Raw genomic sequence first — 25,619 nt, 5'->3', positions numbered from 1 at the left:
ATTTATTATTTTAGTATCTGTTCTCTCAATCTTTTAATTTCGGAATGCGCCGGCGCCTCTTGGTACAAAACACGGTAAACCATGTCGGCAATCGGGATATTCACCTCGTAGGTGTCATTCATTTCACGGATGCATTTTGTTCCGTAGTATCCTTCTGCAATCATCTCCATTTCTATCTGAGCCGCCTTTACCGAATACCCCTTGCCAATCATGGAGCCGAATGTGCGGTTCCGGCTAAAACTGGAGTAGGCCGTTACAAGCAAATCGCCCAGATAGGCCGAATCGAAAATGTTCCGATCCATCGGCGAAACGGTATCAATAAAGCGTTCCATCTCCTTCACCGCATTGCAAACCAGCACCGACATAAAATTGTCGCCATACTTCAAGCCATGACAGATACCGGCGGCTATGGCATATACGTTTTTCAGCACGGCAGCCAACTCAATACCGGTCAGGTCGGTCGAAACAGAGGAGCGTACAAAACGGGTGGTGAATATGCGGGAAAGGATTCCGGCCTTGCCGAGGTCGGCACAGGCAATTGTGGGATACGTCAGGCGTTCGAGCGCAATTTCCTCGGCATGACAGGGTCCTGCCACAATGGCAATGTTGCCGTCGGGTATGTTGTAAAACTTTGTCAAATAATCGGTAACAAGCAGATTTTCGGGAGGTACAATCCCCTTAATTGCAGAAATAATGAACTTATCCTTGAGCATGTCCGAAGACTTCAATTTCTCCAGATGCCCTTTCAGGAAAGGCGACGGTACCGCCATGATAAGTGTGTCGGAATCGTTAACGACTTCATTTATATCCGAATAGAACGTAATTCTACCGGTATTGAATTCCACATTTGTCAAATAAGACGGATTTCGTCCCAATTTCAAAAAATCTTCTATCTGTTCGGGACGGCGCATATACCAATGGATATGCTTTTGCGAAACGAGCAATATCTTCGCCAAAGCGGTTGCCCAAGTTCCTCCTCCCATAACAGCTATTTTCCCCGGAAATTCCATAAATTTCAATTCTGGTTAAACACATCATATCAATAAGCGCCGCAGAAAGCTCGTAAGCATCTAAACGCTTATTGACCAAAAATCAATTCTTCGTATTTTCAATCCAGCGTGTAACTTCTTCATTTGTTGGATTGGTCAGCCCGAGTCCATGTTTTTTATTCAGACCGCATAATTCCTGGTGGAATTTATTCGGATTAATTTCTTTCAGCTCTTCAACGGTCAGATAACCGGCCTTTTGAATAACGGCTACCCATTCTTCGGGAATGCCTGCTGCCGTGTATTTTGATGCAGCGTCTTTTTTCGCCACTTTCTCGGGACGCATCTGCGGGAAGAACATGACTTCCTGAATGCTTTCCTGTCCGGTCATAAACATCACCAAACGGTCCATGCCAATACCTATACCACTTGTCGGGGGCATTCCATATTCCAGGGCGCGCAGGAAATCCTGGTCGATGAACATCGCTTCGTCGTCTCCTTTTTCCGACAAACGAAGTTGGTCTTCAAAACGGGCGCGCTGGTCTATCGGGTCGTTCAATTCCGAGTAGGCATTTGCCAATTCTTTTCCGTTCACCATCAATTCGAAGCGTTCGGTCAGTTCGGGATTGTTACGATGCTTCTTTGTCAAGGGCGACATTTCCACCGGATAATCAATAATGAATGTGGGTTGTATGTAATTCCCTTCGCATTTTTCGCCGAAGATGGCATCTATCAGTTTGCCCTTGCCCATTGTTTCGTCCTGTTCCACGCCTAGTTGTTTGCAAACATCACGCAGTTGAAGCTCATCCATGCCATTTATATCCACACCGGTGAAATGCCTGATGGAATCTATCATCGTAACACGGGGATAAGGGGCCTTGTAATCAATCTCTTTACCTCCCATTTTCACTTTCGTAGCGCCATGCACATCCGTACATATTTTTTCCAACATGCGTTCGGTGAAATCCATCATCCAATTATAGTCCTTGTAAGCGGCATAAAATTCCATGACGGTGAACTCAGGATTGTGCGTTCTGTCCATACCTTCGTTGCGGAAGTTACGGGAGAACTCATATACCCCGTCGAAACCACCTACTATCAGGCGTTTCAGGTAAAGTTCATTCGCTATACGCAGATACAGCGGTATGTCCAGCGCATTGTGATGCGTAATGAACGGGCGTGCAGTCGCGCCTCCCGGAATACTTTGCAAAACAGGAGTATCTACTTCGATGTATCCGTATCCGTTCAGGTATTCACGCATCGAATTGAAGACTTTTGTACGTTTCACAAAGGTATCTTTCACGCCTTCATTCACTATCAAATCCACGTAACGCTGGCGGTAACGTTGTTCGGGGTCGGTAAAGCCATCGTATGTTACGCCGTCTTTCACCTTCACCACCGGAAGCGGACGAAGCGATTTGGAGAGCACGGTAAGTTCTTTGGCATGGATGGAGATTTCGCCCATCTGGGTACGGAACACAAACCCTTTGATGCCGACAAAATCGCCTATATCCAGCAATTTTTTGAATACAATATTGTATAAGTCTTTATTTTCCTCATCGGGACAAATATCGTCTCGGGTAATGTAAACCTGAATCCGCCCTTCGGAGTCTTGCAGCTCAATAAACGATGCTTTCCCCATGATTCGGCGGCTCATAATACGTCCGGCAACCGATACCTGACGTGGTTCGTCTTCATCACCGAATGCCTGTTTTATATCTGTTGAATACGCATTTACCTCGTACAATGCCGCAGGATACGGATCCACCCCAACTGCGCGCAACTCATCTAAACTCTTTCTGCGAACAATTTCCTGCTCGCTCAACTCCAATATACTCATTACTTTTTTGAATTAATCTTCCGCTACTATTTTTTACCCGGAATCTTTTTATCCTTTACTGAAAAAAGGCCCGGCGCCGGATACTTTTCGCGGCACAAAGGTAGAAATATAATTGTTTATCTACGAAAACAAACATATCAATATCTCCCACCCCGTCTTTTTACTCCGAACTTTCTGTTGTGTCAGCTACTGCTATTGGCCTATTAACCGATTGAGAATCAACCCTATTTACTACTCTTTCCGGAACAGGTACAATTGGCTCTACCCGGGCAGGTACACTATTGGAAACCGGTTCGGCAGGTGTTTCCACCGGCGCTTCCACCGCATTTTTTCCCTTATTCCGCACAAAAGCAGCCTTATTAACTACCGCTATCTTGAAATTTTCGGAAATAATCCGTTCAAATTTTTGGCGAGGAGTTTCGGATGCATCCTTTAATGTATCGTTTTTGTTCACACTACTTTCAGGCGCTTGTATTGCCTGAGCTTCATTTCTCGGCGCTACCCTGTTGGGTTTCAACAAACTATCGACAATCGCTGTTTGCTGGGTATCCTCTGCTTTCAACGATACGGTGTCTCCCAAATAATTTTGCTCGTCCACCAACGAATCCGAAGATGTGAGATTGCGATAGCCCTTGTAAATTTCGTAATTATTCTTCTCATTGAACAACTCATAGAACATATAACCGATGATGCCTGTTACGACCAGCAACAGGATAATAATTGGTATTTTTCGGCGAATGCGCGTAAAAATTGTTTCTCTGTAATAGTCCTGATATTCGTAATCATTTGTATAATCCTCATCCGACTCTTCTTCTTCGGCAGTTTTATCAAGACCTTCGCTTTCCGGCAGATTTTCGGGCAATTCGCCAACTGCATCCTCGTCTTCGGGTAAAACTTCCGGTTCATTAATTTTCTGTTCTTCAACAGGTTCTTGCGCTTCTGCTTCGCCGGTTACACTCTCTATTTCAATACCGGAATTGTCATCGGAAGAAAGTTCTGCCGATGTTTTCACTTTCGATAAGGAATCAATAGCGTCTTTAAGCGAGTCTATTTTTTCCCGAACTTTGTTTGTCTCAAGCGAAGCGCCTTTCCCTGCGGATTCCTGCGGCAGGGACAAGGAGACGGCATCTTTTTCGTCAACAATAGCTTTCCCCAGCACTTTATCTGCCGGTATAACTATGGTGATGGAATTGCCTTTATCTTCTTTATCTTCGGAGGTATAGGTATATACAAAGGGTTGTGGGATAGAAGGTATTACTTGTTTTGCTTTTTCTTGGGGTTGTGGCGCCGGTTTTTCGGGCTTTTGGGTCAAACCGGCTTCCGAAGCCACCGGAGCTGTTTCAGGCTGCTTTTCCGGTTGAGTTTGTGGCTTGGGCGCTGTTTCGTCAATGGCCGTATCATCTTCTCCGGACGATTCAACGGGTTCTTCCGATTCTTCAATATCGAACGAAACGCCATCTTTCAGCATGGCTACCTCAAATTGAGCAAATGGTTTGTTAACCAATTCTTTCAACGATTTGTCGGGCAAGAAACTTATTTTATAATGCGCCGGAATTTCGATTTTTCCGCCGGTGTTGACATCAACACTTTCCCTGCTACTGACTTTTGTAAGCTTAAATGTACCAAAATCCTTTATCTTTACATGCTCATCATTGAAAACATTATCTACAATGACCATAAAAAGCTCTCTGAAAAAAATATCTGCTTCTTTTTTGCTAAGATTGGCTTTTTTCGCCAGTAGATCAACAATATCCTGAAGTGCGAGTTTGTCTTTCATAGATTACAAATTTTTAAGCTTGTCCTTTACTGTTTGTCCGGGACGAAACGTTGGCGTTATTTTGGGCGGCACCAGAAAACGCTGTTTGGAAACAGGATTAACCGAGACGCGTTCCTGACGTAACCTAGCCTCGAAAACTCCAAAACCTTGAATATTGACACTATTTGAATTTGCTAGATTTTCGCTAATAACAGCTGTCGCCAAATCCAACACCTGCGATGTGCGGGCATTAGTCCAGCCTAAACGACTTGCCAATTCTGTGATAAGTTCTTTGTGTGTCATATTTTGTTGCGTTTTTATTCAAACAATATTCGCATAAAGATCAAATGCATCAACCTCTGTTATCAGAGCCTGATAAATTTGCCCTTGTTTAAGCTTTTTTTCTTTAAATATCAATACTTCGGTATCTACCTCCGGCGAATCAAATTCGGTTCTGCCAATATAATAACCTTCGTCTTCGCGGTCGATTATCACATCCAGAATTTTACCTCTTTTCGAGCTATTGATGCTCAACGATATTTCCTCCTGAGCGGCCATAAGTTTATCCATTCGTTCCTGCTTTACGCTTTCGGGCACATCATCGCTATAATGCTCGCAGGCAAACGTTCCGTCTTCGTTAGAGTACGGGAATGCGCCCATTCGCTCGAAACGCGCTTCTTTCACAAACTGCAACAGCTCTTCAAAATCCTGTTCGGTTTCACCCGGATGGCCGACCATCAGGGTCGTACGCAAGTGGATGCCGGGCACTTCCGCCCTGATTTTTTCGAGCAACAACAGCGTTTCTTTTTTCGATATGTTCCGCCGCATCTTCGTCAGCATATTATCGCTTATGTGCTGTAATGCAATATCCAGATACTTGCAAACATTTTTATGCCCGCGCATAACCGGCAGCAAATCGTAAGGAAACCTGGCCGGATAGGCGTAATGTAAACGGATCCAGCGAACGCCCTTGATATGGGAGATACGTTCTACCAACTCCGCAAGTTTCAGCTCTTTATATAAATCAAGTCCGTAATAGGTCAAATCCTGAGCTATTACCTGAAATTCTACTACACCGGCTGCTGCCAGCAGCCTGACTTCTTCCTCAATTTCTTCCATCGGGCGCGAGACGTACTTGCCTGTCATAATTGGGATGGAACAATACGAGCAACTCCGGTTGCAGCCTTCCGCTATTTTCAGGTAGGCGTAATGGCTTGGGGTTGTCCGGCTCCTTTCCAATTTCAGTTCGTCGTGATACGACTTTCCCAGGTCTTCTATTAAACTTTTCCAGGCAAACTTCCCGTAAAACTTATCTACTTCCGGAATTTCTGCTTTCAATTCCTCCATATACCGTTCCGACAAGCATCCCATGACAAAGAGCTTAGCTAATTTTCTTTTCTTCTTAGCCTCTGCAAAACCAAGTATTACGTTAATCGACTCTTCTTTGGCGTCTCCGATAAATCCGCAGGTATTGATTACAACAATCTCTCCTTCCGGTTTATCGGGGTCGTGCTTAACGGTATAACCATTCGCCAACAGTTGCCTCATCAACAATTCCGAATCTACCAAGTTCTTTGAGCAACCCAAAGTAATGACGTCAATCCTATTTTTTTTCATTCATCATTTTGTTACTCCGTAAACAAATCTTACCCAATTCATCGGGAAAACTCGTATCAGGTAGCAAAGATAATAATATTTTTTATCCTCCAAATAAAGAATCGACAAACTCTTTTCTATTAAATACCTGAAGGTCGTTTATTCCTTCTCCCAAGCCAATATATTTTACGGGTATTTTAAATTGGTCGGATATGCCGATGACCACGCCACCTTTGGCCGTACCATCGAGTTTGGTGATTGCCAGCGCGGTTACGTGTGTGGCGGCGGTAAACTGTTTGGCCTGCTCAAAAGCATTCTGCCCGGTAGAGCCGTCGAGAACCAGCAATACCTCATCGGGAGCGCCTTCCAGTACTTTGCCCATCACATTTTTTATCTTGGAAAGCTCGTTCATCAGGTTCAGCTTGTTGTGCAAACGCCCGGCAGTATCTATAATGACTACATCGGCCTTGTTTGCCTTTGCCGAACTAACCGTATCGTATGCCACCGATGCCGGATCGGCGCCCATAACCTGCTTAACAACAGGTATTCCGGCCCTCTCGCCCCAAATGGTTAATTGTTCTACGGCAGCGGCGCGGAAAGTATCCGCAGCGCCCAGGTAAACCGACAAGCCATTCTTTTTGAACTGATTGGCCAGTTTACCGATAGTAGTTGTTTTTCCTACGCCATTCACGCCGACAACCATAATCACGTATGGTTTTCGCCCGGCAGGCAAATCAAAACTTTCGTTATCCTGCGAATTATTCTCGGTGAGCAATTCGGCTATTTCTTCGCGCAAAATAGTGCGCAGCTCTTCCGTGTTGACGTACTTGTCGTTTGCTGCACGTTTTTCGATGCGGTTGATAATTTTCAAGGTGGTGTCAACTCCTACATCGGATGTAATCAGCACTTCCTCCAAATCGTCGAGAACATCCTCATCTACTTTCGATTTGCCGACAACAATGCGCGAAAGCTTCGAGAACATACTTTCCTTGGTCTTTTCCAGACCCTTGTCCAGAACTTCTTTTTTCTGCTTGGTAAAAAGGTTAAATAGCCCCATATATTTTATATAACTTAGTGAACTGTGTATAATAATCCTTCTGATTTCACTATCCTCAAAAAACAAACACAACGAGGCGCTTAGTCTTTTGCTGCAAAAATACAAAATAAATTGTATATTTCAGAATAGAACAATTCAAAACGACTAGATATAGTTACTCAACAAGTTTATCTAACTCCAAATAAGCGAACTGTATTTCCTCATCCAAATTCATAATTATTCTATTCGTTTTTTTGTCATAGCAGAAATCGCATATTTTAAGCCCTGTTTCCAAAGTTTGGAGATAATCACCATTTATATCAAAAACATGAAATTTTGTTGGGAAACGTTCTTCTGAAAGCCTGTCTCCTCCCGAATAGGATGCCAATATTTTGCCATTACAAAAAACGACTTTACCATAATAGCGAGTTTTATTACCCTGACTGCTCCAATCAGGGCCATATATATTGTGTATTAAATCACCCTGAAAATTACATACTGTCATTAAATCATGATTGGTATAACACTCAACATAGATGCCATTATCTTCGGATACGGCAAAATTAACACGTTTCTTCTCTATCTTAGGATGCTTATATTTCATTGGCTTTATCTCCCCTGTAGCCATATTCCATTTTGCTACAATTTGACTAAAATCGGAATTTCCTATTGGTTCTATAATTAAACCAATAGATAGGGTGTCATTCAAATACCGATATTTATCAGGAAACAGGCCTTTATTCATTTTCATTTTCTCGTGTGGCACATCTGATGGATTCACAAGGACACTATCTAAATTATAGCTGAGTATCATTTGCTTGCCATGGTCGGACACATAAAACAGACGACTGCTCTCATCTGTCTCTATATGTCCCATATTTGTAATTTCATGTGGGCCTTGTCCTCTGTCTGCAATGCTTGTTACATAGGTAAATGTTTCCCTGTCAAATATATGGATGAGTTTATCTAACGATTTATAATCTCCGATAATTAAATAATCACCAATCAGGAACAAGCGTGCAGTCTGACCGATTAAGACGTCTTCCATCTCTATTTCTTTCACTTTTTCCCGAACATTTACGACATTTTTACGGCTATTCTGGTATTTTTCTGTTTCTGAATCGTGAGCACAACCCCAGCATACCATTGTAAATAATACACATAATAATTTAGTTAAATGACGCATAATTTGATAGTTTTTCAAGCTTGTTAACATTTATCCAGGGGTTTTCCGTCCAATGTGGCGCTGTTGTATTCCCAGTAATGGAGGTCGGCGCCATCACCGGCTACATCGCCCCATCCGGCAGGGGCGATGTAGCCGAGGCGGCAGGGGCGATGTAGCCGAGGCGGCAGTTGAATAGAGTGATGGAAGCCTTTTTATCTTTCACAAGCTCTGGCCAGGGGTAGTCCTTTTTATTGTTTATCATTCAATTTACTATGCTTAATCCCATAACCAAAATAGATTACCAGCCCGATGGCCGTCCAAATTATTAACCTTACCCAGGTACTCCAGGGCAACGACACCATTTGAATGATGCATATCCCTGCGCCCAACAGCGGAACAAAGGGTACAAACGGCGTTTTAAACGGACGTTTTAACCCGGGTTGCGTTTTGCGCAGCGCCAGAATGGAAATGCAAACCACCGTAAAGGCCAGCAATGTGCCGATAGACACCAGTTCGCTCAGCACATGCAGGGGGAAAAGTCCTGCAAACACAGCCGTGATAACACAGGCAAATACCGTAGCACGATGGGGCACACCGTGTTTGCTATGTATTTTTGAAAAGAATCCGGGTAGCAAGCCATCCTTTGATATGGCGTAGTAGATGCGCGATTGACCCAGCATCATCACCAGTATAACCGAACTTAATCCGGCAATAGCGCCCAGCTTGATGAAAGGGCTTAACCAAGCCAAGCCTTCCCCTGTTTTGTCGATAGCCAAGGCAATCGGAGCGGCAACGTTCAGTTCTTTGTAATTGACTATGCCCGTTAGCACAACGGTAACGGCAATGTATAAAATAGCACAGATTATCAGGGATATAAGTATTCCTTTCGGCATATCTTTCTGTGGATTGCGCGCTTCTTGTGCAGCAGTCGATAGCGCATCGAAACCCAGATAGGCATAGAACACAACCCCTGCTCCACGCAGTATTCCACTCCAGCCGAAATGGCCAAACTCGCCCGTATTTTCGGGTATATAGGGTGTCCAGTTGCCTACATTCACGTACGACAATCCGAACGCAATAAACAACAGGATAACACTGACTTTGATAACAACAATCACGTTATTGATAAGAGCCGATTGCCTGATTCCGCCCACCAATAGCGCCGAAATAATCCCGATAATGAAAACCGCAGGAAAATTAATTATGCTGCCTGTCCACACCCAGCCTTTGCCTTGTATGTAATCGAATGTAGCGTATGCCAGATGCGATGGGAGCTGAATTCCCCACTCGTTGAGCAAGCTTATCATATACCCCGACCAGCCAACCGCCACGCTCGAACAAGCAAACAGGTATTCGAGAATAAGCACCCAGCCGATAAACCAGGCCAGAATTTCGCCCATGGTAGTGTAGCTGTACGAATAAACGCTGCCCGCAACGGGAATCATAGCGGCAAATTCGGCATAGCACAAACCTGCCATCACACAACTAACAGCCGAGATGAGAAAAGATATGGAGAGCGCAGGGCCTGCATAAGTTGCTGCCGCTGTGCCGGTTATAACAAATATTCCGGTGCCGACTATGGCGCCGATGCCCAATGTAACGAGGTTCACAGCCGAAAGGTTTCTTTTCAGGCCATTATGTGTTTCATCGGTTTCATTCAGAATAGAGGCTATATCCTTTTTCTTGAATAGACGTTGAATCATGTATTTCGTATCTAAAGTTTTAAACCTTGCAAAAATAAGAAAAAATGACGAAAGAATTATAGTTCAAGGTTCAAAGTTTCAGGTTCAAAGTTTCAAGTTCTAGAGCAAACGCATGAGAAAAGTCCGAATAGGCTAAGGCTGAAAGCCTTAACTTAGCGTAACAGAGATTTTCATGCGTTTGCCATGAAACTTTGAACCTGAAACTTATTTTCCTAACTTTGCATGAATTTGAAAAAGTTTAATGGCAGGTATATACATTCATATTCCTTTTTGTAAAACGCGTTGCATTTATTGCGACTTTTTTACACAGACAAACCTCAGATACAAGAGAAGGTTTGTTGATGCACTATGCAACGAACTGATTATCAGGAAGAACTACCTGAATAGCGAAGCGGTTGATACCGTTTATTTCGGTGGAGGAACGCCCTCGCAACTGGAAAAGGACGACTTCGTCAAACTATTCAATGCCATCAACGAAAACTATGCCGTGCAGGCGAATGCCGAAATAAGCATTGAAGCCAATCCCGACGATTTGGATGCCGGTTATATTAATATGCTCCGCTCATTTCCTTTCAATCGAATCAGCATGGGCGTACAAAGCCTGAATGACTGCGATTTGGAATTCCTCCGGCGAAGACATTCCGCACAAAAAGCGGTGGATGCGGTAAAAGCCTGTCAGGAGGCCGGTTTCTCAAATATAAGTATTGATTTAATGTATGGCTTACCCGGGCAAACACCCGAATCGTGGAAGTCAAGCCTTGATAAGGCGATTGCATTGAATGTCAAACACATATCGGCCTACCACCTGATTTACGAAGAAGAAACGGAATTGTATCGCCTGCTGCAAAAAGGAGCCATAAAGCAGGTGGACGAAAGTCTGAGCGTGGAAATGTTTGCCGTTTTAAAAGAAAAGCTCGAACAAGCGGGCTTCATTCACTACGAAATATCTAACTTTGCAACGGAAGGATTTTTTTCCCGCCACAATTCGTCTTATTGGTCAGGCGAAAAATACATGGGGATAGGCCCTGCAGCTCATTCGTACAATGGCGAAGCCAGAGCGTGGAATATTGCGGCGATAAACGAGTATATGGAGGCCATAGAATCGGGAAGTATGCCGGCTGAAACGGAGGTATTGAGCGATACGATGCGGTACAACGACTTTATTCTCACAGGGATGCGCACGATATGGGGAATTAGTCTTGACAGGCTGGAAAAGCTGTTCGGAACAAAAATGCGGGATTATTGCCTCCAAAACGCATCGAAGTACATCGAAACCGGTTATATAATAAACAACGACAATCGTTTAACCATATCAACCAAAGGATTACTTGTTTCGGACGGAATAATGAGCGATTTAATGTCAGTTTAAAGTTCAAGGTTCTGTAAGGGCGCGATTAATCGCGCCCTTACAAACAGATTCGAAGTAGAGACGTGGCGTGCCCTACTGGTGTCCGCTAAAAAAAATTAAGAGTTGGAGAAGTGTCATTTTGATAGTTCTCTAATTCTTGTTTGGTCAGGAAGTCTCTCAAATTTGTTTTTTCAAATAGCGAAACACTTAACACCCGAAGCAATTCAAAGACTGAGATCTCTAATTTATATACTCTCTCAACAATAGCGACAAGGCATTCTATTTCCACATTGACAGCTAATTTGGGTAACGCAATAGGGGGAGCTCTTATTATTCCAACCCAGTTTTTTAAAGGTGATTTAGAGGTAATTCCTCAATAAGATTTAGTTTGTTTCTATAACAACTCTTTTAGCTTTTTCTTAATATTTACCAATAGAGCATAGTCTTAATTTCTCATTCATCCTCTCCATCAACACCGGATACCTTACTCCATGCTCGCGAAAATAACCGGCAATTAACTCCGATTTACTTTCTTTGCCCGGCATCAGTCGGTAGAGTATGTACCAGTCTTCGAGGGTGGAAAAGGGTACGGGTACTCCTCCAATAAAGAAGGTGTGAGGCGCCGATTCCTTGTCGAAAGTGTATTCAAAAACTGCCTTGTTTTGCTTGATTTTTAATCCGGCTATCACATCAACGTTGATGCCATTGATTATGTATTCGTAAAAATAATCGGTGGCGTAAATATCCGAAGGCGTTTCGGGCTGTTTTTCCCCTAGCGACGAGAGCAGTTTATCGACCGTAGAAATATCATCGACCGATACCAGAATATCAATGTCCGTGGGGTCTTCGACCAATCCGTACTGATGCAGCAACAGCGAAGCCCCAACACCCCACAACACATGGGAGGCATTCAGGGCTTGTGCTATTTTGCTTAGTACCGGTTCTATTTCTTTATTCAACGAAAAATCTGTTTAAATTTTCACTGGAAGAATTTGAGAGCTAAGGCTGCGATTTTAGTAGGCTCTGGCAAATAGTACCCGTTGAGCCGATGGCTTGCCGGTTACCATGCATTTACCCGGCGTTTTGTCCCCTTCCAAGGGTATGCAGCGGATAGTGGCTTTGGTTTCGGCTTTGATTTTTTCCTCTGTTTCGCCGGTTCCGTCCCAATGTGCCAGGATGAATCCGCCTTCTTCTATTTTTTCCTTGAACTCGGCGTATGTATCCACTTCTATCGTATGTTGCGCCCTGTAATCGGATGCTTTTTTATAGATATTGCTTTGGATTTCATCGAGCAGGGTTTGGATAAATACCTCAATGTTGTCGCAGGATACCGTTCCTTTTTCCAGCGTATCGCGGCGAGCCACTTCTATGGTGTTGTTTTCGAGGTCGCGAGCGCCTATTGCCAAACGCACCGGAACGCCTTTGAGTTCGTACTCGGCAAATTTCCAACCCGGTTTTTTGTTGTCGGCATTGTCATATTTCACGCGGATACCCAGTTTTTTCAAGGCCTGAATGATGCCTGCCACTTTTTCGTCTATCAGGGCAAGTTGTTCCTCGTTTTTGTAAATAGGGACGATGACCACCTGATGAGGAGCGAGTTTGGGAGGCAGCGCCAGTCCGTTGTCATCGGAGTGGGACATGATAAGCGCGCCCATCAAGCGTGTGGAAACGCCCCAGGATGTAGCCCATACATATTCCTGCTTGCCATTTTTATCGGCAAATTTAACGTCGAATGCCTTGGCAAAATTTTGTCCGAGGAAGTGCGAGGTGCCGGCTTGCAAGGCTTTTCCGTCCTGCATAAGCGTTTCGATGGTGTAGGTGTCAACAGCTCCGGCAAACCGTTCATTCGCCGATTTCACGCCTTTGATGACGGGTACGCCCATGTATTCCTCTACAAATGTGGCATATACCTCCAGCATCTTTTTGGCTTCGGCTTCGGCTTCCTCTTTGGTTGCGTGGGCGGTGTGTCCTTCCTGCCACAAAAATTCGGTAGTCCGCAAGAACAGGCGTGTACGCATTTCCCAGCGCACCACATTGGCCCATTGGTTGATGAGTATAGGCAGGTCGCGGTACGATTGTATCCAGTTGTGGTAGGTGTTCCAGATGATCGTTTCGGAAGTGGGGCGGACGATTAGTTCTTCTTCGAGTTTTGCTTCGGGGTCAACAATCACGCCTTTTCCGTTCGGGTCGTTTTTCAGGCGGTAGTGTGTTACTACGGCGCATTCTTTGGCAAAACCCTCCACGTGGTCGGCTTCTTTGCTCAGAAACGATTTGGGTATAAACAACGGAAAATAGGCGTTCACATGCCCTGTTTCCTTGAACATATCGTCCAGTTGCCGCTGCATTTTTTCCCATATCGCATACCCGTAAGGCTTGATAACCATACATCCGCGCACCGCAGAATTTTCGGCCAAGTCGGCCTTAATCACCAAATCCTGATACCATTGACTATAATCCTGACTTCTCGAAGTCAGTTCTTTAAGCTCTTTTGCCATGTGTTATATAATTCTTTTTGTATTATGTACTTTTGAAATAAGAATTGCAAACTCACCTGAAAATCAAGCAATTCTCGGGTGCATAAATTAAAAAATCAAGACCACACCGGTAATGATTTATCCGGTAAATGATGAATAAAACAGGTGGTTTTGACGCTCACAAAGATAGCGCATTTGCCTATATTTTTGGACGAAAACAACGATTTTTTTTAGCAGAGAAGCGGAGCTACTTAATAAAAAAGGTTTGATATCGAATTTGCAGATAAAAATAAATAAAAAGAACCTATACCTGAACAAATTTTGTTTATATTTGTTGTAAAATAAAGGAAATATAGAAGTATAACAATTAATCTCTAACCCAATGGAAACCTACGAATTGATAGACAACACAGAGGAAGGCCAATATGAGTTTCATGTTGGTAAGTTTATTCCTAAAATAGAGTACATTAAAACGGTTAACAACGAGATTTACCTTACCCATACCGAGGCGCCGATAGCGCTGGAAGGAAAAGGTATAGGTTCGCAGCTTGTCGAAAAATCGCTGGAAGATATTGAAAAACAAGGACTTCGTCTGATTCCGCTTTGTCCGTTTGTGGCAAAGTATATCTACAAGCATCCCGAGTGGAGACGGATTGTATTGGTCAGGTAGAATTAAAAGAACAGGAATTAATTATGGAAAGTAAAAAAGAATATTCCAACGGCGAAATAACCATCATTTGGCAACCTCGTTTGTGTCAACATGCAGGTGTTTGTGTCAAGACCTTACCGCAGGTGTATAATCCGCAGGAACACCCTTGGATAAAGGTGGAGAATGCCACCACCCTGCAGTTGATTGATCAGGTGAACCGTTGCCCGTCGGGCGCATTGAGTTACAAGCCGGACGAAAAATAATCGTGTGAGGATAGAGTGTACTAAAAGTTTTCTGCTAAGGGGGACTGTCTCGTAAATTGCTTATGAGATGGCCTCTTTGTAGTTGATACGGCTAAGGCTGAAAGCCTTAAATACCCCAGCCCAACGCAGCGCCTTGGGTTAAGGGCGGACATCTGTTGTCGGGCTTACAGCTAGGGTGTTCAAAATAATCGTTAAAAACGTTCAAAAAAAAGGAGTATCTTTGTCAATTAAACAATTACTTATCAAATTATTATGCAGGATAAGACATTAAAATTATCAGAAGACAACAAACGGTTACGTTCTTTGATCAATGATCAAAACAAAACGATACTCTCCTTGAGGAAGAAATTGGAGCGCAGCCGGGCAAAGAAGTCATCCTTACAAACCAGCTTGCGAGCAGAGCAAAAAAAACTTCAACCATGAATGCGATTGTTTTTGATTCCATAGACAGATACCATTATGATGCCTTCACAGTTTCCTTGTCTGTGGAGTTATTGGAAAATTTTATGTAATTTTGTCCCTCTCATTAAAAAAACAAAAAAATGAAATAAAAAAACAAAAAAACTGTGCATAAAGCACTGAAACATAAATAAAAATAGCGATTGCTGCTATTCTTGATTATCATTTTCCACAATAATCCCATAATAATGGGTCTACGTCAAGAATAAGTTAGTAAACGCCGTGTAATGCGGCGTGGAGTAACTTGTTGGACGTAGAGGCGTGGAAACCTGATAATCAGACAGGTTGTTCCACGCTATTTTTATTGTCCAAAAGATAAAAGGAGGTAATGCCGAAAATCCTTACAAAACAGCAGCAAATGTAAATAGTTGCAGCGCAATGGAGCAGAGACCATTACAAAAACGGATGAGTGCGAAAAACCAAAAGAGTAGTAATTATAAGAACAAATAAAAGAAAGGAGAATAAGATGAAAAAAGAGGTAAATGATTATGTTGGCAACAATAAGGAGCGAACATGAAAGAACTTCATATTCACATTATGAACATACGAGGCTGGCTAAGAGGAATTCATCATCATTGTTCCAAAGAAAGATTGCAGGGTTATCTTGATGAGTACCATTATCGGTACAATAGAAGGGCTTTTATGGGGTCAATCTTTGATTTGACCATTAAAAGAATGGTCTTTCATGAGCCTAAAAGATTGAAATATAATATATTAACAAGGGCGATCTAAACGCCTATACCAAACATTAAATTTGGACACCCTACCTTTCAGGGCTTAACTAACCGATTCATTGCTACATAGGGCGTTGCCCTATGCTGATGCTTAAAGGCTTTCAGCCTTAGCCTGACGGCTATACCTTTTAGAGGTTGTGCAACAGACACTACAAACCTGCGCCAAACGGAGCCAAAAATTCAACTTAAAAGTTAAAAGTCCCCCTCGGGGGATTAGGGGGCTTTTATTTTTCATTCTATTGTTTTATCTTTGCAGCCAATTCTAGGGGTGCCTTAATAAAACGGGCTGAGATCATACCCATACAACCTGATCCGGATAATGCCGGCGTAGGGAATTAGATATGCTTCGCGCGCACGCATACTACTTCAAAATTGGTAATTTCTCTTTTTAAACCCCTTTTTTGTTTAACTAATTGATAAACAATACAAAAAAAATGTTTATCGGTATAAATTATTTTATTAAATGAAAAAGGTTTTATTTTTTATCACTGCTTTTATTCCCTTCGCCGCCGGTCTTTCGGGCGAAAATCTGGGGGATAGTTTGAAACATGTCCGGCTCGATGAAGTCGTCATTTCCTCCACCCGGGCGGGAAGCAATACGCCAATCGCGTACTCCAACCTCAATGCCGCCGACATCAAAAAGGACAACACGGCCCGCAATCTGCCTTTCATTCTTCAACTGCTTCCCTCGGTAGTTGCTTTCTCAGAAGATGGTTCCGGCGTAGGAAACACCTCGCTCCGAATCAGAGGAACAGACGCTACACGTATCAACGTAACATTAAACGGTATGCCCTTGAACAACCCTGAAAGTCAGGAAGTTTACTGGGTTAACCTGCCCGACTTGTCCAACTCGCTGCAAAGCATTCAGCTGCAACGCGGGGTCGGAACTTCCACCTACGGTTCGGCAGCATTCGGCGCCAGCTTGTCGCTAAAAACAGCCGGAGCGCGCCAAGAGGCTTACGGTGAGGCATCTACCGCCATCGGCAGCTACAACACCTATTTATCCACCATTGCCGCCGGAACAGGAATTGGCAAAAGTGGCCTATCACTCGATGCACGCTACTCGCGCGTAACAGGCGACGGCTATATCCGCAACGGGAAGGTAAACCACAAGAACCTGTATGTAGCATTATCGCATTACACCGACAAGCAATTGATAAGATTGAGCTACATCAACGGCATTCAGCACACGGGCATTACCTGGGAAGGATTATCGCCCGAAGACAGGGCAAGCTATGGCCGGAGATACAACATTTCCGGCGAATATTACGATGACGAAGCAGGAAGCGTCCGCTACTACGACAACGAAACGGATAACTACTACTCCGATATTGTACAGCTCTTATTTTCAAGGGAATTGGGTAATAAACTCACATTGAATGCCAATCTGAGTTACAATCACGGTTTTGGATACTACGAAAACTACAAGGCCGGGCAAAAGTATTCAAAATTCAACCTGCCTAACCAAACTATCGGCGATTCCACTTATAAGAAATCGGATGTTGTCAGGCAGAAATTGATGTCGAACGGATTCTATACCGGCACCGTTTCACTCGATTATTCATCAGATAATTTGAGTATTACAGGTGGATTAATGAGCAGCTACTTTGATGGAAACCACTACGGTAAATTGCCCTGGATAAAATACAACAACAATATTGCGAGCAACTACGAATGGTACCGGAACAAATCCAGAAAGCAGGAAATCAGCGGTTTTGTCAAGGGCGAATACAAAATAACCGACATTATATCCGCTTTCGGAGACTTGCAATACCGTTACATTGATTACCGGATGAGAGGAATAGATGACGATTTTGCCGACATTACCAACAAGAACTTTTACAGTTTTTTCAATCCAAAAGTAGGAATAACCACAAATATCAATACCTATAATACCGTATATGCATCGCTTGCTGTTGCCAATCGCGAACCCTTGCGAACCGACATCAAAGAATCCATTAAATACGGCGGCAATCAACAGATAAAATCCGAACGAGTATTGGATTATGAATTGGGTTACCGCTTTAAGAATGCAAGCGCGTCATTCAATGCAAACATCTATTATATGGATTACAAAGACCAAATGGTACAAACCGGAAAGCTAAACGATGTAGGCTACAAACTAATGGAAAACGTTCCTGAAAGTTACCGTGCGGGTATCGAACTGGAGGGCGCCTACCAACCGGCAGCATGGATAGGCTTGAGCGCCAATGTAACTTTGAGCAAAAACAAAATCAAAAATTACACCGCCTATTTCGACCAGTACGACGAATATTGGGAAGTTTCGGGACAGCGAACAGCATTTTTTAAGTCCACCAATATTTCCTTCTCACCGGATGTTGTTGGTAGTGGAGGAATAACAGTTATTCCACTAAAGGATATTAGTATAACTTTAACAGGAAAATATGTTGGCAAGCAATATTACGACAACACATCCAACGACAATAACAGCCTTGATGGTTATTTTGTTAGCAACCTCGTTGCAGGATATACATTCAAAACACAGAAAATCGGAAATATTGACCTGCAACTGACAGTAAACAATTTGTTGAATAACCACTACGATGCCAATGCCTGGGTGGACACAAGCTACGATAGCGATGGAAATCCCGCTGTTTACAAAGGCCTGTTTCCACAAGCTACCCGAAACGTAATGGCTAAGTTAGGTATCAGATTTTGAGCATGATAGAATTTATTGAGACAAACTGGGTGGAGATAATTGGCGCCATCGCCGGAATCATCTATTTATATCTTGAATATAAAGCAGATATTCGGATGTGGCCGGTGGGCATAATTATGTCATCCTTTTATATCTATGTATTTATACAGGCAAAGTTTTATGCTTTTGCCTGTATAAATATTTATTATATTCTGGCAGCTATGTACGGATGGATTAAGTGGCATAAATCTAAAGTTATAGAATCAGATAATACTGGTATTATTCACACGCCACGCAATTATTACCCGAAATTAGTCGGAGTAACTATTCCGGTATTTGCCCTTATTTCGTATCTATTGACCCAATACACCGACAGCCCTGTTCCATACGGCGATAGTTTTGTAACCACGCTCAGCATCGTGTCGATGTGGATGCTGGCTCACAAGTTTGTAGAACAATGGCTATTGTTGGTGATACTCAATGCCGTATCGGTTGTTTTGTATTATACGCAAGCCCTCTACCCTACTTCGGTCATGTATCTGATATATGCTATCGTCTCGATTTTAGGCTATGTCAGATGGAAAAAATTGATTCACGCAAACTATTAAAATAGAAAGCATGAGAAAATATGAATTGCCTTCCATTACTACCAGAGCCGAAGCCGTCATTCTGGCAAACGGTGAATATCCCGAACACAAGATTCCGTATTCGATATTATACAATAGTAAATATCTGGTATGCTGTGATGGGGCTATCAAAAATCTCGAAAATAGCAAATTAAATCCGAACGCCATTGTAGGAGATTGCGATTCATTGGGTCGGGAAAATATATCGAAATATACCCACATTATCCATCAAAGTTCGGAACAGGAAACCAATGACCTGACTAAATCTGTGAACTTTTGTGTAAGCAGAGGACTTCGCAACATACTGATTTTGGGAGGAACCGGTAAAAGAGAAGACCACACACTGGGAAATATAAGCCTCTTGGCCGAATACCTTGATCTAGCCGGAAATATAGAAATGATATCGAATTATGGCATCTTTACTCCTATAAAAAGCGATTCGCAATTCAGCAGTTTCAAAGGCCAACAGGTATCTGTTTTTGCCATCGACCGCTGCGAAATCAGCGTACACAATCTAAAATACCCCATTGAAAACAGGGAGCTAACCAACTGGTGGCAAGGAACTTTAAACGAATCATTGGGAGAAACATTCACCGTGAAAACTTCGGGCAAAGTAATAATTTTCAGGGCATTTTGAGGAAAGGCAAGCCGATGTTTGTTTTTGATAATTATTCGCAATCATACCACTAAATGGCGTTTCCTGCAAGCAATTTGTGGTTTTGTCCCGCAGAGACAGCGCTTTATTAACCTTAGACTTTAGTCTGCGGGGCAGAAACGTACACACACCCCTCTCCATTCCGTTAGGAATGGGTCGCTCGGTAGAAAATGCAGCCCTGCCCCAAACCCCTGCATTCCGTAGGAATGCAACTTGTGCAATAGGGGGTCGCATCCCTGCAGGATGCGGGCGTGGAGTGTGTGGTTGCCGTTTCTACCGAGCGATTCATCCCTAATGGGATGAAAAAACCAAGGAACGAAAGCCAAGTAGTATGATTGCGGATAATCATATTGTTTTTTGCTGTGCGGAGTTTGGCAAAAGGCAAAATAGTTGTACATTTGTAGCTGGGACAATTAATTGATTCTAACTAAAAGAAAATATATCATGCGGAAATATAATCAGTTACTATGCTTATTTATAATGATAATGTTTGTTGGTAGCATTGCAGCTCAGGAGGGGCAGAGTGTTATTACTTTTGAATTGGGAAACTTCAAAATCAGCGCCTTATCCGAAGGTGGAGGCGAAGGAAATAGCAAACTATTGGTCGGCGCCACCGAAGAAATGTTGCAGAAATACCTTCCAAAAGGCGCTTTTCCGCTCGAAACAGTCGTATATTTAATTCAAACGCCCGATAAAAATATTTTGGTGGACACAGGTCATGGACGAAAACTGTTCGATAACCTGGAATCGCTTCGTGTTAAACCCGAACAAATTGATATTGTCCTGCTCACACACATGCACGGCGACCATATCGGCGGCCTGTTGCGCAATGGTCAACTGGCTTTTCCCAATGCCGAACTCTATATCGCGCAAGCCGAACACGATTACTGGATGAGTAGCCCCAGAGGGAAGCAAGCGCAAGATGTGATAGCAGCCTATAAAAATCAACTGCATTTGTTTGTTCCCGATGAATTGGGAGGCAAAACAACATCCTTTCTTCCAAATATTCAGGCTATTGCCACTTACGGACATACACCCGGACACACCTCCTATTTAGTGGAATCGGCAGACGCTAAATTGTTAATTTGGGGAGATATAACTCATGCATCGCCCATCCAGTTTCCACAACCCGAAGTCGCACTCTCTTTCGACACCGATTCGAAGCAAGCGATTCAAACCCGCAAAAAATTATTGGAATACGTATCGGAGAACAAGATTCCAGTTGGCGGAATGCACATTGTTTTTCCGTCCATCGGTCATGTATCGGCAGAACAAGGCGGTTACAAATTCACAGCATTCTGCACCTGTCTAGGGTTGTAAATACCTAGAATTTTGAGTAATTGTATATATCTTTTTCCACACACACATTAAGGCCGCAGCCACCGGCAGGAGATAGCTCGTATTTGCTGTAAAGTTCGGCGAACATTTCTTTTACGCGCCGAAAATAATCGAGGCTTGGCGCTTTCATGCTGCCCATTACAGGACGCCCCAAGGGTATCCAAACCGATGCAGAGGGTATAATTCCACGCTCGGCCAGATAAGTTGCCCCTTCTTGTAGCGTTTCAAGACTTTCGAGGCCGATGATAAAATTGGAAAAGGCCTTGTTTTTTCCGTGTTTTTCGGCAATGTAGTCAAGCGCTTCCAAATGCCGTTGTCGTGTAGTAAAATGCATTTTACCCGGCGTAATAATCCGGGCGCGTACCTCGTCCCACACCTCTACACTGCAAGCAATGCGATCGGCTCCCAACGAAAAATAGTCGTCGATATGCGACAGGTCTTCCGGGGGTGTAATGTAAAGCAAAATTTCGCCTGCAAGCTTAGTTTCTGTTTCAGCAATTTTCTTCAAGTAGGCGGAGATGTAGTTGTACTCCGTTTTGCCGGAAAAAGTAGAACCGCCGGTAATTTGTACACTATTGGCATCGCCGTTCCGAACCGCATATTGTACAATCTCGGCCACATCCGAAGCCTCAACAGCGAGCGGTTGCGGTTTGCCTTTTTGGGCTAGCGATTCAAATTCGGCTCCCGAAAAGCAGTACTCGCAAGGCTTTCCATGGGCGGCATATTCGCAGGGCCACAGGCATTGAAAAGATACAAAATCGCAGCCTTGCAGCACAGCATTACCGATATAGGGCAATCCCGATGCAGTTTTTTGACGGTAGAAATCCGTTTTCGTGTGGAAAGTTACGAAATCAACCCAGTCCTTTTCGTAAAAAAGAGCCGGTTTATCGTCCAAAATCTGAAGATGAAAGGGAGTACCAAGTTCCGATTCGTACTTTAAGAGTTTTAAATTATTCCACGAAAGCGCTTTGAATAGATGTTTTAAGTGAAAACCCACATCCGTCAATTGCACATTTGTGCCATCCGAAAGCATCAGGCTGTTACAGGTCAAGGGACTGGGATTCAGTCGATAATCGTGCCCAAACTTTTTGTAAATGGCATTATCAACTATCACCCCTTTGCTGATTAACAGGCATTTTAGCTCTACCGAATCAACGGGTTCTTTTCCTATAACATACTTCTTCAAAGTTCAATTCTTAACCACGGAGTTTCACGGAGTATTTTTCACGGAGTATTTCAAGTAGAGGCTATCTAAAAAATCTGTCATCCCTTGCTTGACACGGGATCTTCTGACAAAAGTCCAAAGATTGTGCATTTGTTAGGAGATTGCGGGTCGGAGCCCGCAATGACAATCTCAGAGATAGCCCCGACAAACCTCCCCCTAACTTATTTCTGAGCGCTTTGCAGACTTTGATAGAAAGAAAGAATCATATAATGAATGCCTGCAATACTCTGTGCTTTTGCTTCCGCTGTCTGCCCCTGATACATGGCATTAACAGTTTCGGTTACAGCGGCAAACAATTCTGTGGTGTAAGTATTGTTTGGCTTGCCATCTGCGCCAAAGCTGAGGCTGCCGATAGTCAAATTACTTTGCAAACATACTCCTATTGCTTGTTGATATTCCGCAGACTGTTCATCCGGAAATGAGGTATATGCAGCATACGAACATGTCAAGAATGCCAATGCGTCCTTTTGTGCCTGCGTAGCTGTTTGTCCACCTGTTCCGCTTTCGTCTTTATCCTTGTCGTCTTTATCGCAGGCAACCAGCGCCAATACTGCAAAAATGCTCATAAGAGCAAATTTCAAAAATGATTTTTTCATTGTGTCTAAAAAATTAAATTATATAAATTAAAAATTAAATTTCATTTGTCCGCCAAACATGCGTGGCGCGCCGGGTACAAAGGTCGGCGCCCCAAATATCAAGCCGGTGTTTCCTGCCCCGATAACGTATTTTTCGCCCAAAAGATTGCTGGCAAAAGCCGATAGCGTAAGCCGGTATTTAGCTAGGTGCAAGGCCACATTAGCGTTGAGCAGACCGTAGGCATCTTGATCAAGACCCGGCATCTGCATATCGTTGGAGTCCTCGAACCACACATGGCTTTTCCACGAGTAGGTGGGCGTAAGCGTAAGCTGAGTATCCTTATTAAAATGGCGCTTGGCAGTAAAGCCAATATCAAAACTGTGTTCGGGCGTGAGGCGGAAAGTTTTTCCGGCATATTCTTGCGGGTTGCCGTCGGCGTCCGTATCGTCGAAACGGGCGTGAATGTAGGCGTAATTGCCAAACACATCCAGGTTGTGCCACAAGGCCACTTTGGCCGTTAGTTCCGCGCCGTAGGAAGTGGCCTTGCCTGCATCATCGGTTACATAGTGCATGGTGGTATTGTCCAGGCGCGCTGTTTGAAAATCGTTGTATTTTTGATAAAACACACCGGCATCCAACCAATAGCGATGCTGCGCCGACCATTTGAAACCGGCATCGAAACTGTGTACGCCTTCGGCATTGAGCACTTCTTTTTTTGCCGGATTTGCGGTAGTTGCATCATTATTGTATTGCAACACTGCCGGTCGATGACCTCTGGAATAAGTGAAATAAACGTTTTTCCCTGGCCTGATGTCGTATTTCAGTCCGGCGCGATAGCTAAACGCCCATGCAGCATTGCTGATGTCGGGAAATTCGATAGGTGCGCTGAACAAATTAGGCGACATTTGCATCAGCGCTCCCAAAGTAGAAGGTATGCCGTTGTTGCTCACATTTCGCGTGGCCTCAAACGATTCGTAAGTGGCGCGCAAACCTGCGGTGAAGCTCAACTGTGGCGTAAGTTGGTAACTGGCATCGGCAAAAAAGTCAACCGCCTGACTGGTTGCGCCGTTATTAATCTGCTCGTGGTGGCCGGAGGGCAAAGGCACATCCGCAGCGCTACCCGAAAACATGCCGGGAAACAGTTCCAAACGGTTGGGCGTACCGTCGGCAGCTATCAGCGGCAAAAACAACTGAGGAAATATGCCCGATAAAAAACCGGGGAAATAGCCTTTCACGATATTCATCACCGGAAATACGGCATAGCGTTCATCGGGGTCGAATCCCCAGGAATAATCGCCGCTCTCGCGCCAGTAACTTGTTCCGAGCAGTCCGCTGAATTTATCATTCACCGAAAAATTGTAGCGAACCTCCTCTGTAAACTGCTTCATATCATACATTTCGGACATGTCCAATGCCGGAGCAACCGTGCCGTCGCCATCGTAATGATGGTCAACATCATTTTTCACGATAGAAGTAATGGAAGTCAGGTAACTGTTTTCGCTCAGATTGTATTTTATGTTGAGAGACGAAAGCAGGACATCGCGCTTGTTAAACCAGGTTTGGCCCGGGTCGAGCGATGCCTCGTAGCTGAAAATATTCTTCTTGCCCTTTGAATTGGGATAACGCTTACTCATAAACGCCGTTCCGGGGTTATCGTCTTTCTGATAATTGACCAGCAAATCTATTTTCAAGTCCTGAATGGGCATATAGCTTGCCGAAAAACGTCCGCCAAAAGTGTTCTTACCATTGAGATTGTCGCCTCCCGAAAGGTTTTTCACATAACCGTCCTGATAGCTGTAAATACCTGCGGCACGAAGCAATAATTTATTCTCCAGAACAGGAATATTGATGGCTCCTTGCAGTTCGCGCATGTTGTAACTACCCAGTCCGGCAGACACATAGCCGCCAAAACCGGCCACGGGCTTTTGGGTAATAAAGTTAATGGCGCCGAGGTAAGCGCCCCGTCCGAACAAAGTTCCCTGCGGGCCTTTGAGTACTTCAACACGGTCTAAATCATAGAGTTCGGTAATAGCCATACTCGAACGGCTTGCAGGTACCTGATTGTAATAGACCGATACGCGCGGTTGGTCGGTAAGGTTCACCTCATCGCTCGTAACGCCACGAATAACGAAGCTGGGACGGTGAGGCGTTTGAATGCGTATATTTAATCCGGGAACGAGGGCCGAAAGTTGTTCCAGATTGCGTGTAGCGGTATTCTCCAAGGTTTTCGCACTCAGGATTGACAAGGTTATGGGAATATCCAAGGCCCGTTGTTCGCGCAACTGAGCGGTAACGGTAACCTCCTCAAGAACAACACTATCTGCTTGTATTTGGGCGGATGCTTCGATAAAAGCAAGAGCAAACAGTAAGAAACTAATAATGCGTTTCATATCACAATTTTCGATTGAAACGCAAATGTAATTAATAAATAAAAAACAGGTCTATTTTCGCTTATTAAAACGAAAAAACAGGAAATGAACGCGAAATAATGATTAATGGTTAAAGCAAATAAGAGTCGTATATGTATCAAC

At 43.7% G+C, this 25,619-nt stretch carries 21 protein-coding genes, 1 pseudogene and 1 riboswitch; of the genes and pseudogenes, 9 read left to right on the top strand and 13 right to left on the bottom strand.

What is annotated here, in order from left to right; translation table 11 throughout:
* Positions 1 to 5 precede the first annotated feature (5 nt).
* The 7 genes from ACYPWY_RS02335 to ACYPWY_RS02305 all read right to left on the bottom strand — a co-directional run bounded on the left by ACYPWY_RS02335 (position 6) and on the right by ACYPWY_RS02305 (position 8,418).
* Complete coding sequence (locus ACYPWY_RS02335) at positions 6 to 1,010, bottom strand: NAD(P)H-dependent glycerol-3-phosphate dehydrogenase (RefSeq protein ID WP_459683821.1); 1,005 nt, start codon at positions 1,008 to 1,010, stop codon at positions 6 to 8.
* Positions 1,011 to 1,092: 82 nt separating this feature from the next.
* Positions 1,093 to 2,826: a lysine--tRNA ligase gene (gene lysS, locus ACYPWY_RS02330; RefSeq protein ID WP_459683820.1), complete on the bottom strand. Its 1,734-nt coding sequence runs from the start codon at positions 2,824 to 2,826 to the stop codon at positions 1,093 to 1,095.
* Between the two features lie 160 nt (positions 2,827 to 2,986).
* Positions 2,987 to 4,603 carry an HU family DNA-binding protein gene (locus ACYPWY_RS02325; protein ID WP_459683819.1) on the bottom strand — a complete coding sequence of 539 codons (1,617 nt, stop codon included), beginning with the start codon at positions 4,601 to 4,603 and terminating at the stop codon, positions 2,987 to 2,989.
* Positions 4,604 to 4,606: 3 nt separating this feature from the next.
* A complete protein-coding gene (locus tag ACYPWY_RS02320; protein WP_459683818.1) occupies positions 4,607 to 4,885 on the bottom strand; it encodes an HU family DNA-binding protein in 279 nt (92 codons plus the stop codon).
* A gap of 18 nt (positions 4,886 to 4,903) precedes the next feature.
* The gene (gene rimO, locus ACYPWY_RS02315) at positions 4,904 to 6,199 is read right to left on the bottom strand and encodes a 30S ribosomal protein S12 methylthiotransferase RimO (RefSeq protein WP_459683817.1); all 1,296 of its coding nucleotides are present in this window, start codon (positions 6,197 to 6,199) and stop codon (positions 4,904 to 4,906) included.
* 82 nt (positions 6,200 to 6,281) lie between these two features.
* Entirely contained in the window at positions 6,282 to 7,235 is a 954-nt protein-coding gene (gene ftsY / locus ACYPWY_RS02310) for a signal recognition particle-docking protein FtsY (RefSeq protein WP_459683816.1), read from the bottom strand.
* Positions 7,236 to 7,389: 154 nt separating this feature from the next.
* A complete protein-coding gene (locus ACYPWY_RS02305; RefSeq protein ID WP_459683815.1) occupies positions 7,390 to 8,418 on the bottom strand; it encodes a 6-bladed beta-propeller in 1,029 nt (342 codons plus the stop codon).
* Between the two features lie 2 nt (positions 8,419 to 8,420).
* Between ACYPWY_RS02305 and ACYPWY_RS02300 the strand changes: the two genes are divergently transcribed.
* Complete coding sequence (locus ACYPWY_RS02300) at positions 8,421 to 8,555, top strand: hypothetical protein (RefSeq protein ID WP_459683814.1); 135 nt, start codon at positions 8,421 to 8,423, stop codon at positions 8,553 to 8,555.
* A 72-nt stretch (positions 8,556 to 8,627) separates the two neighbouring features.
* Here ACYPWY_RS02300 and ACYPWY_RS02295 read toward each other — a convergent pair whose 3' ends face one another.
* Positions 8,628 to 10,082 (bottom strand): amino acid permease, encoded by a 1,455-nt coding sequence (locus ACYPWY_RS02295; RefSeq protein ID WP_459683813.1) that lies wholly within the window; start codon positions 10,080 to 10,082, stop codon positions 8,628 to 8,630.
* 241 nt (positions 10,083 to 10,323) lie between these two features.
* On the opposite strand from ACYPWY_RS02295, the gene hemW reads away from it, so the two are divergent.
* A complete protein-coding gene (gene hemW, locus ACYPWY_RS02290) occupies positions 10,324 to 11,451 on the top strand; it encodes a radical SAM family heme chaperone HemW (RefSeq protein WP_459683812.1) in 1,128 nt (375 codons plus the stop codon).
* A gap of 398 nt (positions 11,452 to 11,849) precedes the next feature.
* Here the strand turns inward: hemW and ACYPWY_RS02285 are convergent, their stop codons facing one another.
* The gene (locus ACYPWY_RS02285; RefSeq protein WP_459683811.1) at positions 11,850 to 12,389 is read right to left on the bottom strand and encodes a nucleotidyltransferase family protein; all 540 of its coding nucleotides are present in this window, start codon (positions 12,387 to 12,389) and stop codon (positions 11,850 to 11,852) included.
* Between the two features lie 54 nt (positions 12,390 to 12,443).
* A complete protein-coding gene (gene proS, locus ACYPWY_RS02280; protein ID WP_459683810.1) occupies positions 12,444 to 13,925 on the bottom strand; it encodes a proline--tRNA ligase in 1,482 nt (493 codons plus the stop codon).
* A 361-nt stretch (positions 13,926 to 14,286) separates the two neighbouring features.
* On the opposite strand from proS, the gene ACYPWY_RS02275 reads away from it, so the two are divergent.
* The 7 genes and pseudogenes from ACYPWY_RS02275 to ACYPWY_RS02245 all read left to right on the top strand — a co-directional run bounded on the left by ACYPWY_RS02275 (position 14,287) and on the right by ACYPWY_RS02245 (position 21,269).
* Complete coding sequence (locus ACYPWY_RS02275; RefSeq protein WP_459683809.1) at positions 14,287 to 14,574, top strand: GNAT family N-acetyltransferase; 288 nt, start codon at positions 14,287 to 14,289, stop codon at positions 14,572 to 14,574.
* Between the two features lie 23 nt (positions 14,575 to 14,597).
* Positions 14,598 to 14,816 (top strand): (4Fe-4S)-binding protein, encoded by a 219-nt coding sequence (locus ACYPWY_RS02270; RefSeq protein WP_459683808.1) that lies wholly within the window; start codon positions 14,598 to 14,600, stop codon positions 14,814 to 14,816.
* Positions 14,817 to 15,779: 963 nt separating this feature from the next.
* Positions 15,780 to 16,007, top strand: a pseudogene (locus ACYPWY_RS02265) (transposase); the annotation flags it as partial.
* Positions 16,008 to 16,263: 256 nt separating this feature from the next.
* A riboswitch (TPP riboswitch) is annotated at positions 16,264 to 16,360 on the top strand.
* Positions 16,361 to 16,472: 112 nt separating this feature from the next.
* Positions 16,473 to 18,689, top strand: coding sequence for a TonB-dependent receptor (locus ACYPWY_RS02260; RefSeq protein WP_459683807.1), 2,217 nt, complete (start codon positions 16,473 to 16,475; stop codon positions 18,687 to 18,689).
* A 2-nt stretch (positions 18,690 to 18,691) separates the two neighbouring features.
* A complete protein-coding gene (gene pnuC / locus ACYPWY_RS02255) occupies positions 18,692 to 19,276 on the top strand; it encodes a nicotinamide riboside transporter PnuC (protein ID WP_459683806.1) in 585 nt (194 codons plus the stop codon).
* Between the two features lie 10 nt (positions 19,277 to 19,286).
* Positions 19,287 to 19,931, top strand: a complete 645-nt coding sequence (locus tag ACYPWY_RS02250; RefSeq protein WP_459683805.1) for a thiamine diphosphokinase — start codon at positions 19,287 to 19,289, stop codon at positions 19,929 to 19,931.
* Positions 19,932 to 20,393: 462 nt separating this feature from the next.
* Complete coding sequence (locus tag ACYPWY_RS02245; protein ID WP_459683804.1) at positions 20,394 to 21,269, top strand: MBL fold metallo-hydrolase; 876 nt, start codon at positions 20,394 to 20,396, stop codon at positions 21,267 to 21,269.
* Positions 21,270 to 21,273: 4 nt separating this feature from the next.
* Here the strand turns inward: ACYPWY_RS02245 and ACYPWY_RS02240 are convergent, their stop codons facing one another.
* The 3 genes from ACYPWY_RS02240 to ACYPWY_RS02230 all read right to left on the bottom strand — a co-directional run bounded on the left by ACYPWY_RS02240 (position 21,274) and on the right by ACYPWY_RS02230 (position 25,478).
* Positions 21,274 to 22,473 (bottom strand): radical SAM protein, encoded by a 1,200-nt coding sequence (locus tag ACYPWY_RS02240; RefSeq protein ID WP_459683803.1) that lies wholly within the window; start codon positions 22,471 to 22,473, stop codon positions 21,274 to 21,276.
* A gap of 200 nt (positions 22,474 to 22,673) precedes the next feature.
* Entirely contained in the window at positions 22,674 to 23,078 is a 405-nt protein-coding gene (locus tag ACYPWY_RS02235) for a hypothetical protein (protein ID WP_459683802.1), read from the bottom strand.
* Positions 23,079 to 23,135: 57 nt separating this feature from the next.
* On the bottom strand, positions 23,136 to 25,478 hold the full coding sequence (locus ACYPWY_RS02230) for a TonB-dependent receptor (protein ID WP_459683801.1): 2,343 nt from the start codon (positions 25,476 to 25,478) through the stop codon (positions 23,136 to 23,138).
* Between the last annotated feature and the right edge of the window lie 141 nt (positions 25,479 to 25,619).

It is taken from the genome of Viscerimonas tarda, from assembly GCF_054601255.1.
Note: the sequence above shows the minus strand (reverse complement) of the source record. Positions and strands in the feature narration are given on the sequence as shown.

Excerpts from the sequence above, each read along its gene's own strand:
- ACYPWY_RS02230 (WP_459683801.1), bottom strand. The coding sequence starts at position 25,478 with ATGAAACGCATTATTAGTTTCTTACTGTTTGCTCTTGCTTTTATCGAA.
- rimO (WP_459683817.1), bottom strand. The coding sequence starts at position 6,199 with ATGAAAAAAAATAGGATTGACGTCATTACTTTGGGTTGCTCAAAGAAC.
- ACYPWY_RS02235 (WP_459683802.1), bottom strand. The coding sequence starts at position 23,078 with ATGAGCATTTTTGCAGTATTGGCGCTGGTTGCCTGCGATAAAGACGAC.
- ACYPWY_RS02270 (WP_459683808.1), top strand. The coding sequence starts at position 14,598 with ATGGAAAGTAAAAAAGAATATTCCAACGGCGAAATAACCATCATTTGG.
- pnuC (WP_459683806.1), top strand. The coding sequence starts at position 18,692 with ATGATAGAATTTATTGAGACAAACTGGGTGGAGATAATTGGCGCCATC.
- ACYPWY_RS02275 (WP_459683809.1), top strand. The coding sequence starts at position 14,287 with ATGGAAACCTACGAATTGATAGACAACACAGAGGAAGGCCAATATGAG.
- ACYPWY_RS02245 (WP_459683804.1), top strand. The coding sequence starts at position 20,394 with ATGCGGAAATATAATCAGTTACTATGCTTATTTATAATGATAATGTTT.
- proS (WP_459683810.1), bottom strand. The coding sequence starts at position 13,925 with ATGGCAAAAGAGCTTAAAGAACTGACTTCGAGAAGTCAGGATTATAGT.
- ACYPWY_RS02250 (WP_459683805.1), top strand. The coding sequence starts at position 19,287 with ATGAGAAAATATGAATTGCCTTCCATTACTACCAGAGCCGAAGCCGTC.
- hemW (WP_459683812.1), top strand. The coding sequence starts at position 10,324 with ATGGCAGGTATATACATTCATATTCCTTTTTGTAAAACGCGTTGCATT.
- ACYPWY_RS02335 (WP_459683821.1), bottom strand. The coding sequence starts at position 1,010 with ATGGAATTTCCGGGGAAAATAGCTGTTATGGGAGGAGGAACTTGGGCA.
- lysS (WP_459683820.1), bottom strand. The coding sequence starts at position 2,826 with ATGAGTATATTGGAGTTGAGCGAGCAGGAAATTGTTCGCAGAAAGAGT.
- ACYPWY_RS02325 (WP_459683819.1), bottom strand. The coding sequence starts at position 4,603 with ATGAAAGACAAACTCGCACTTCAGGATATTGTTGATCTACTGGCGAAA.
- ACYPWY_RS02260 (WP_459683807.1), top strand. The coding sequence starts at position 16,473 with ATGAAAAAGGTTTTATTTTTTATCACTGCTTTTATTCCCTTCGCCGCC.
- ACYPWY_RS02295 (WP_459683813.1), bottom strand. The coding sequence starts at position 10,082 with ATGATTCAACGTCTATTCAAGAAAAAGGATATAGCCTCTATTCTGAAT.
- ftsY (WP_459683816.1), bottom strand. The coding sequence starts at position 7,235 with ATGGGGCTATTTAACCTTTTTACCAAGCAGAAAAAAGAAGTTCTGGAC.
- ACYPWY_RS02320 (WP_459683818.1), bottom strand. The coding sequence starts at position 4,885 with ATGACACACAAAGAACTTATCACAGAATTGGCAAGTCGTTTAGGCTGG.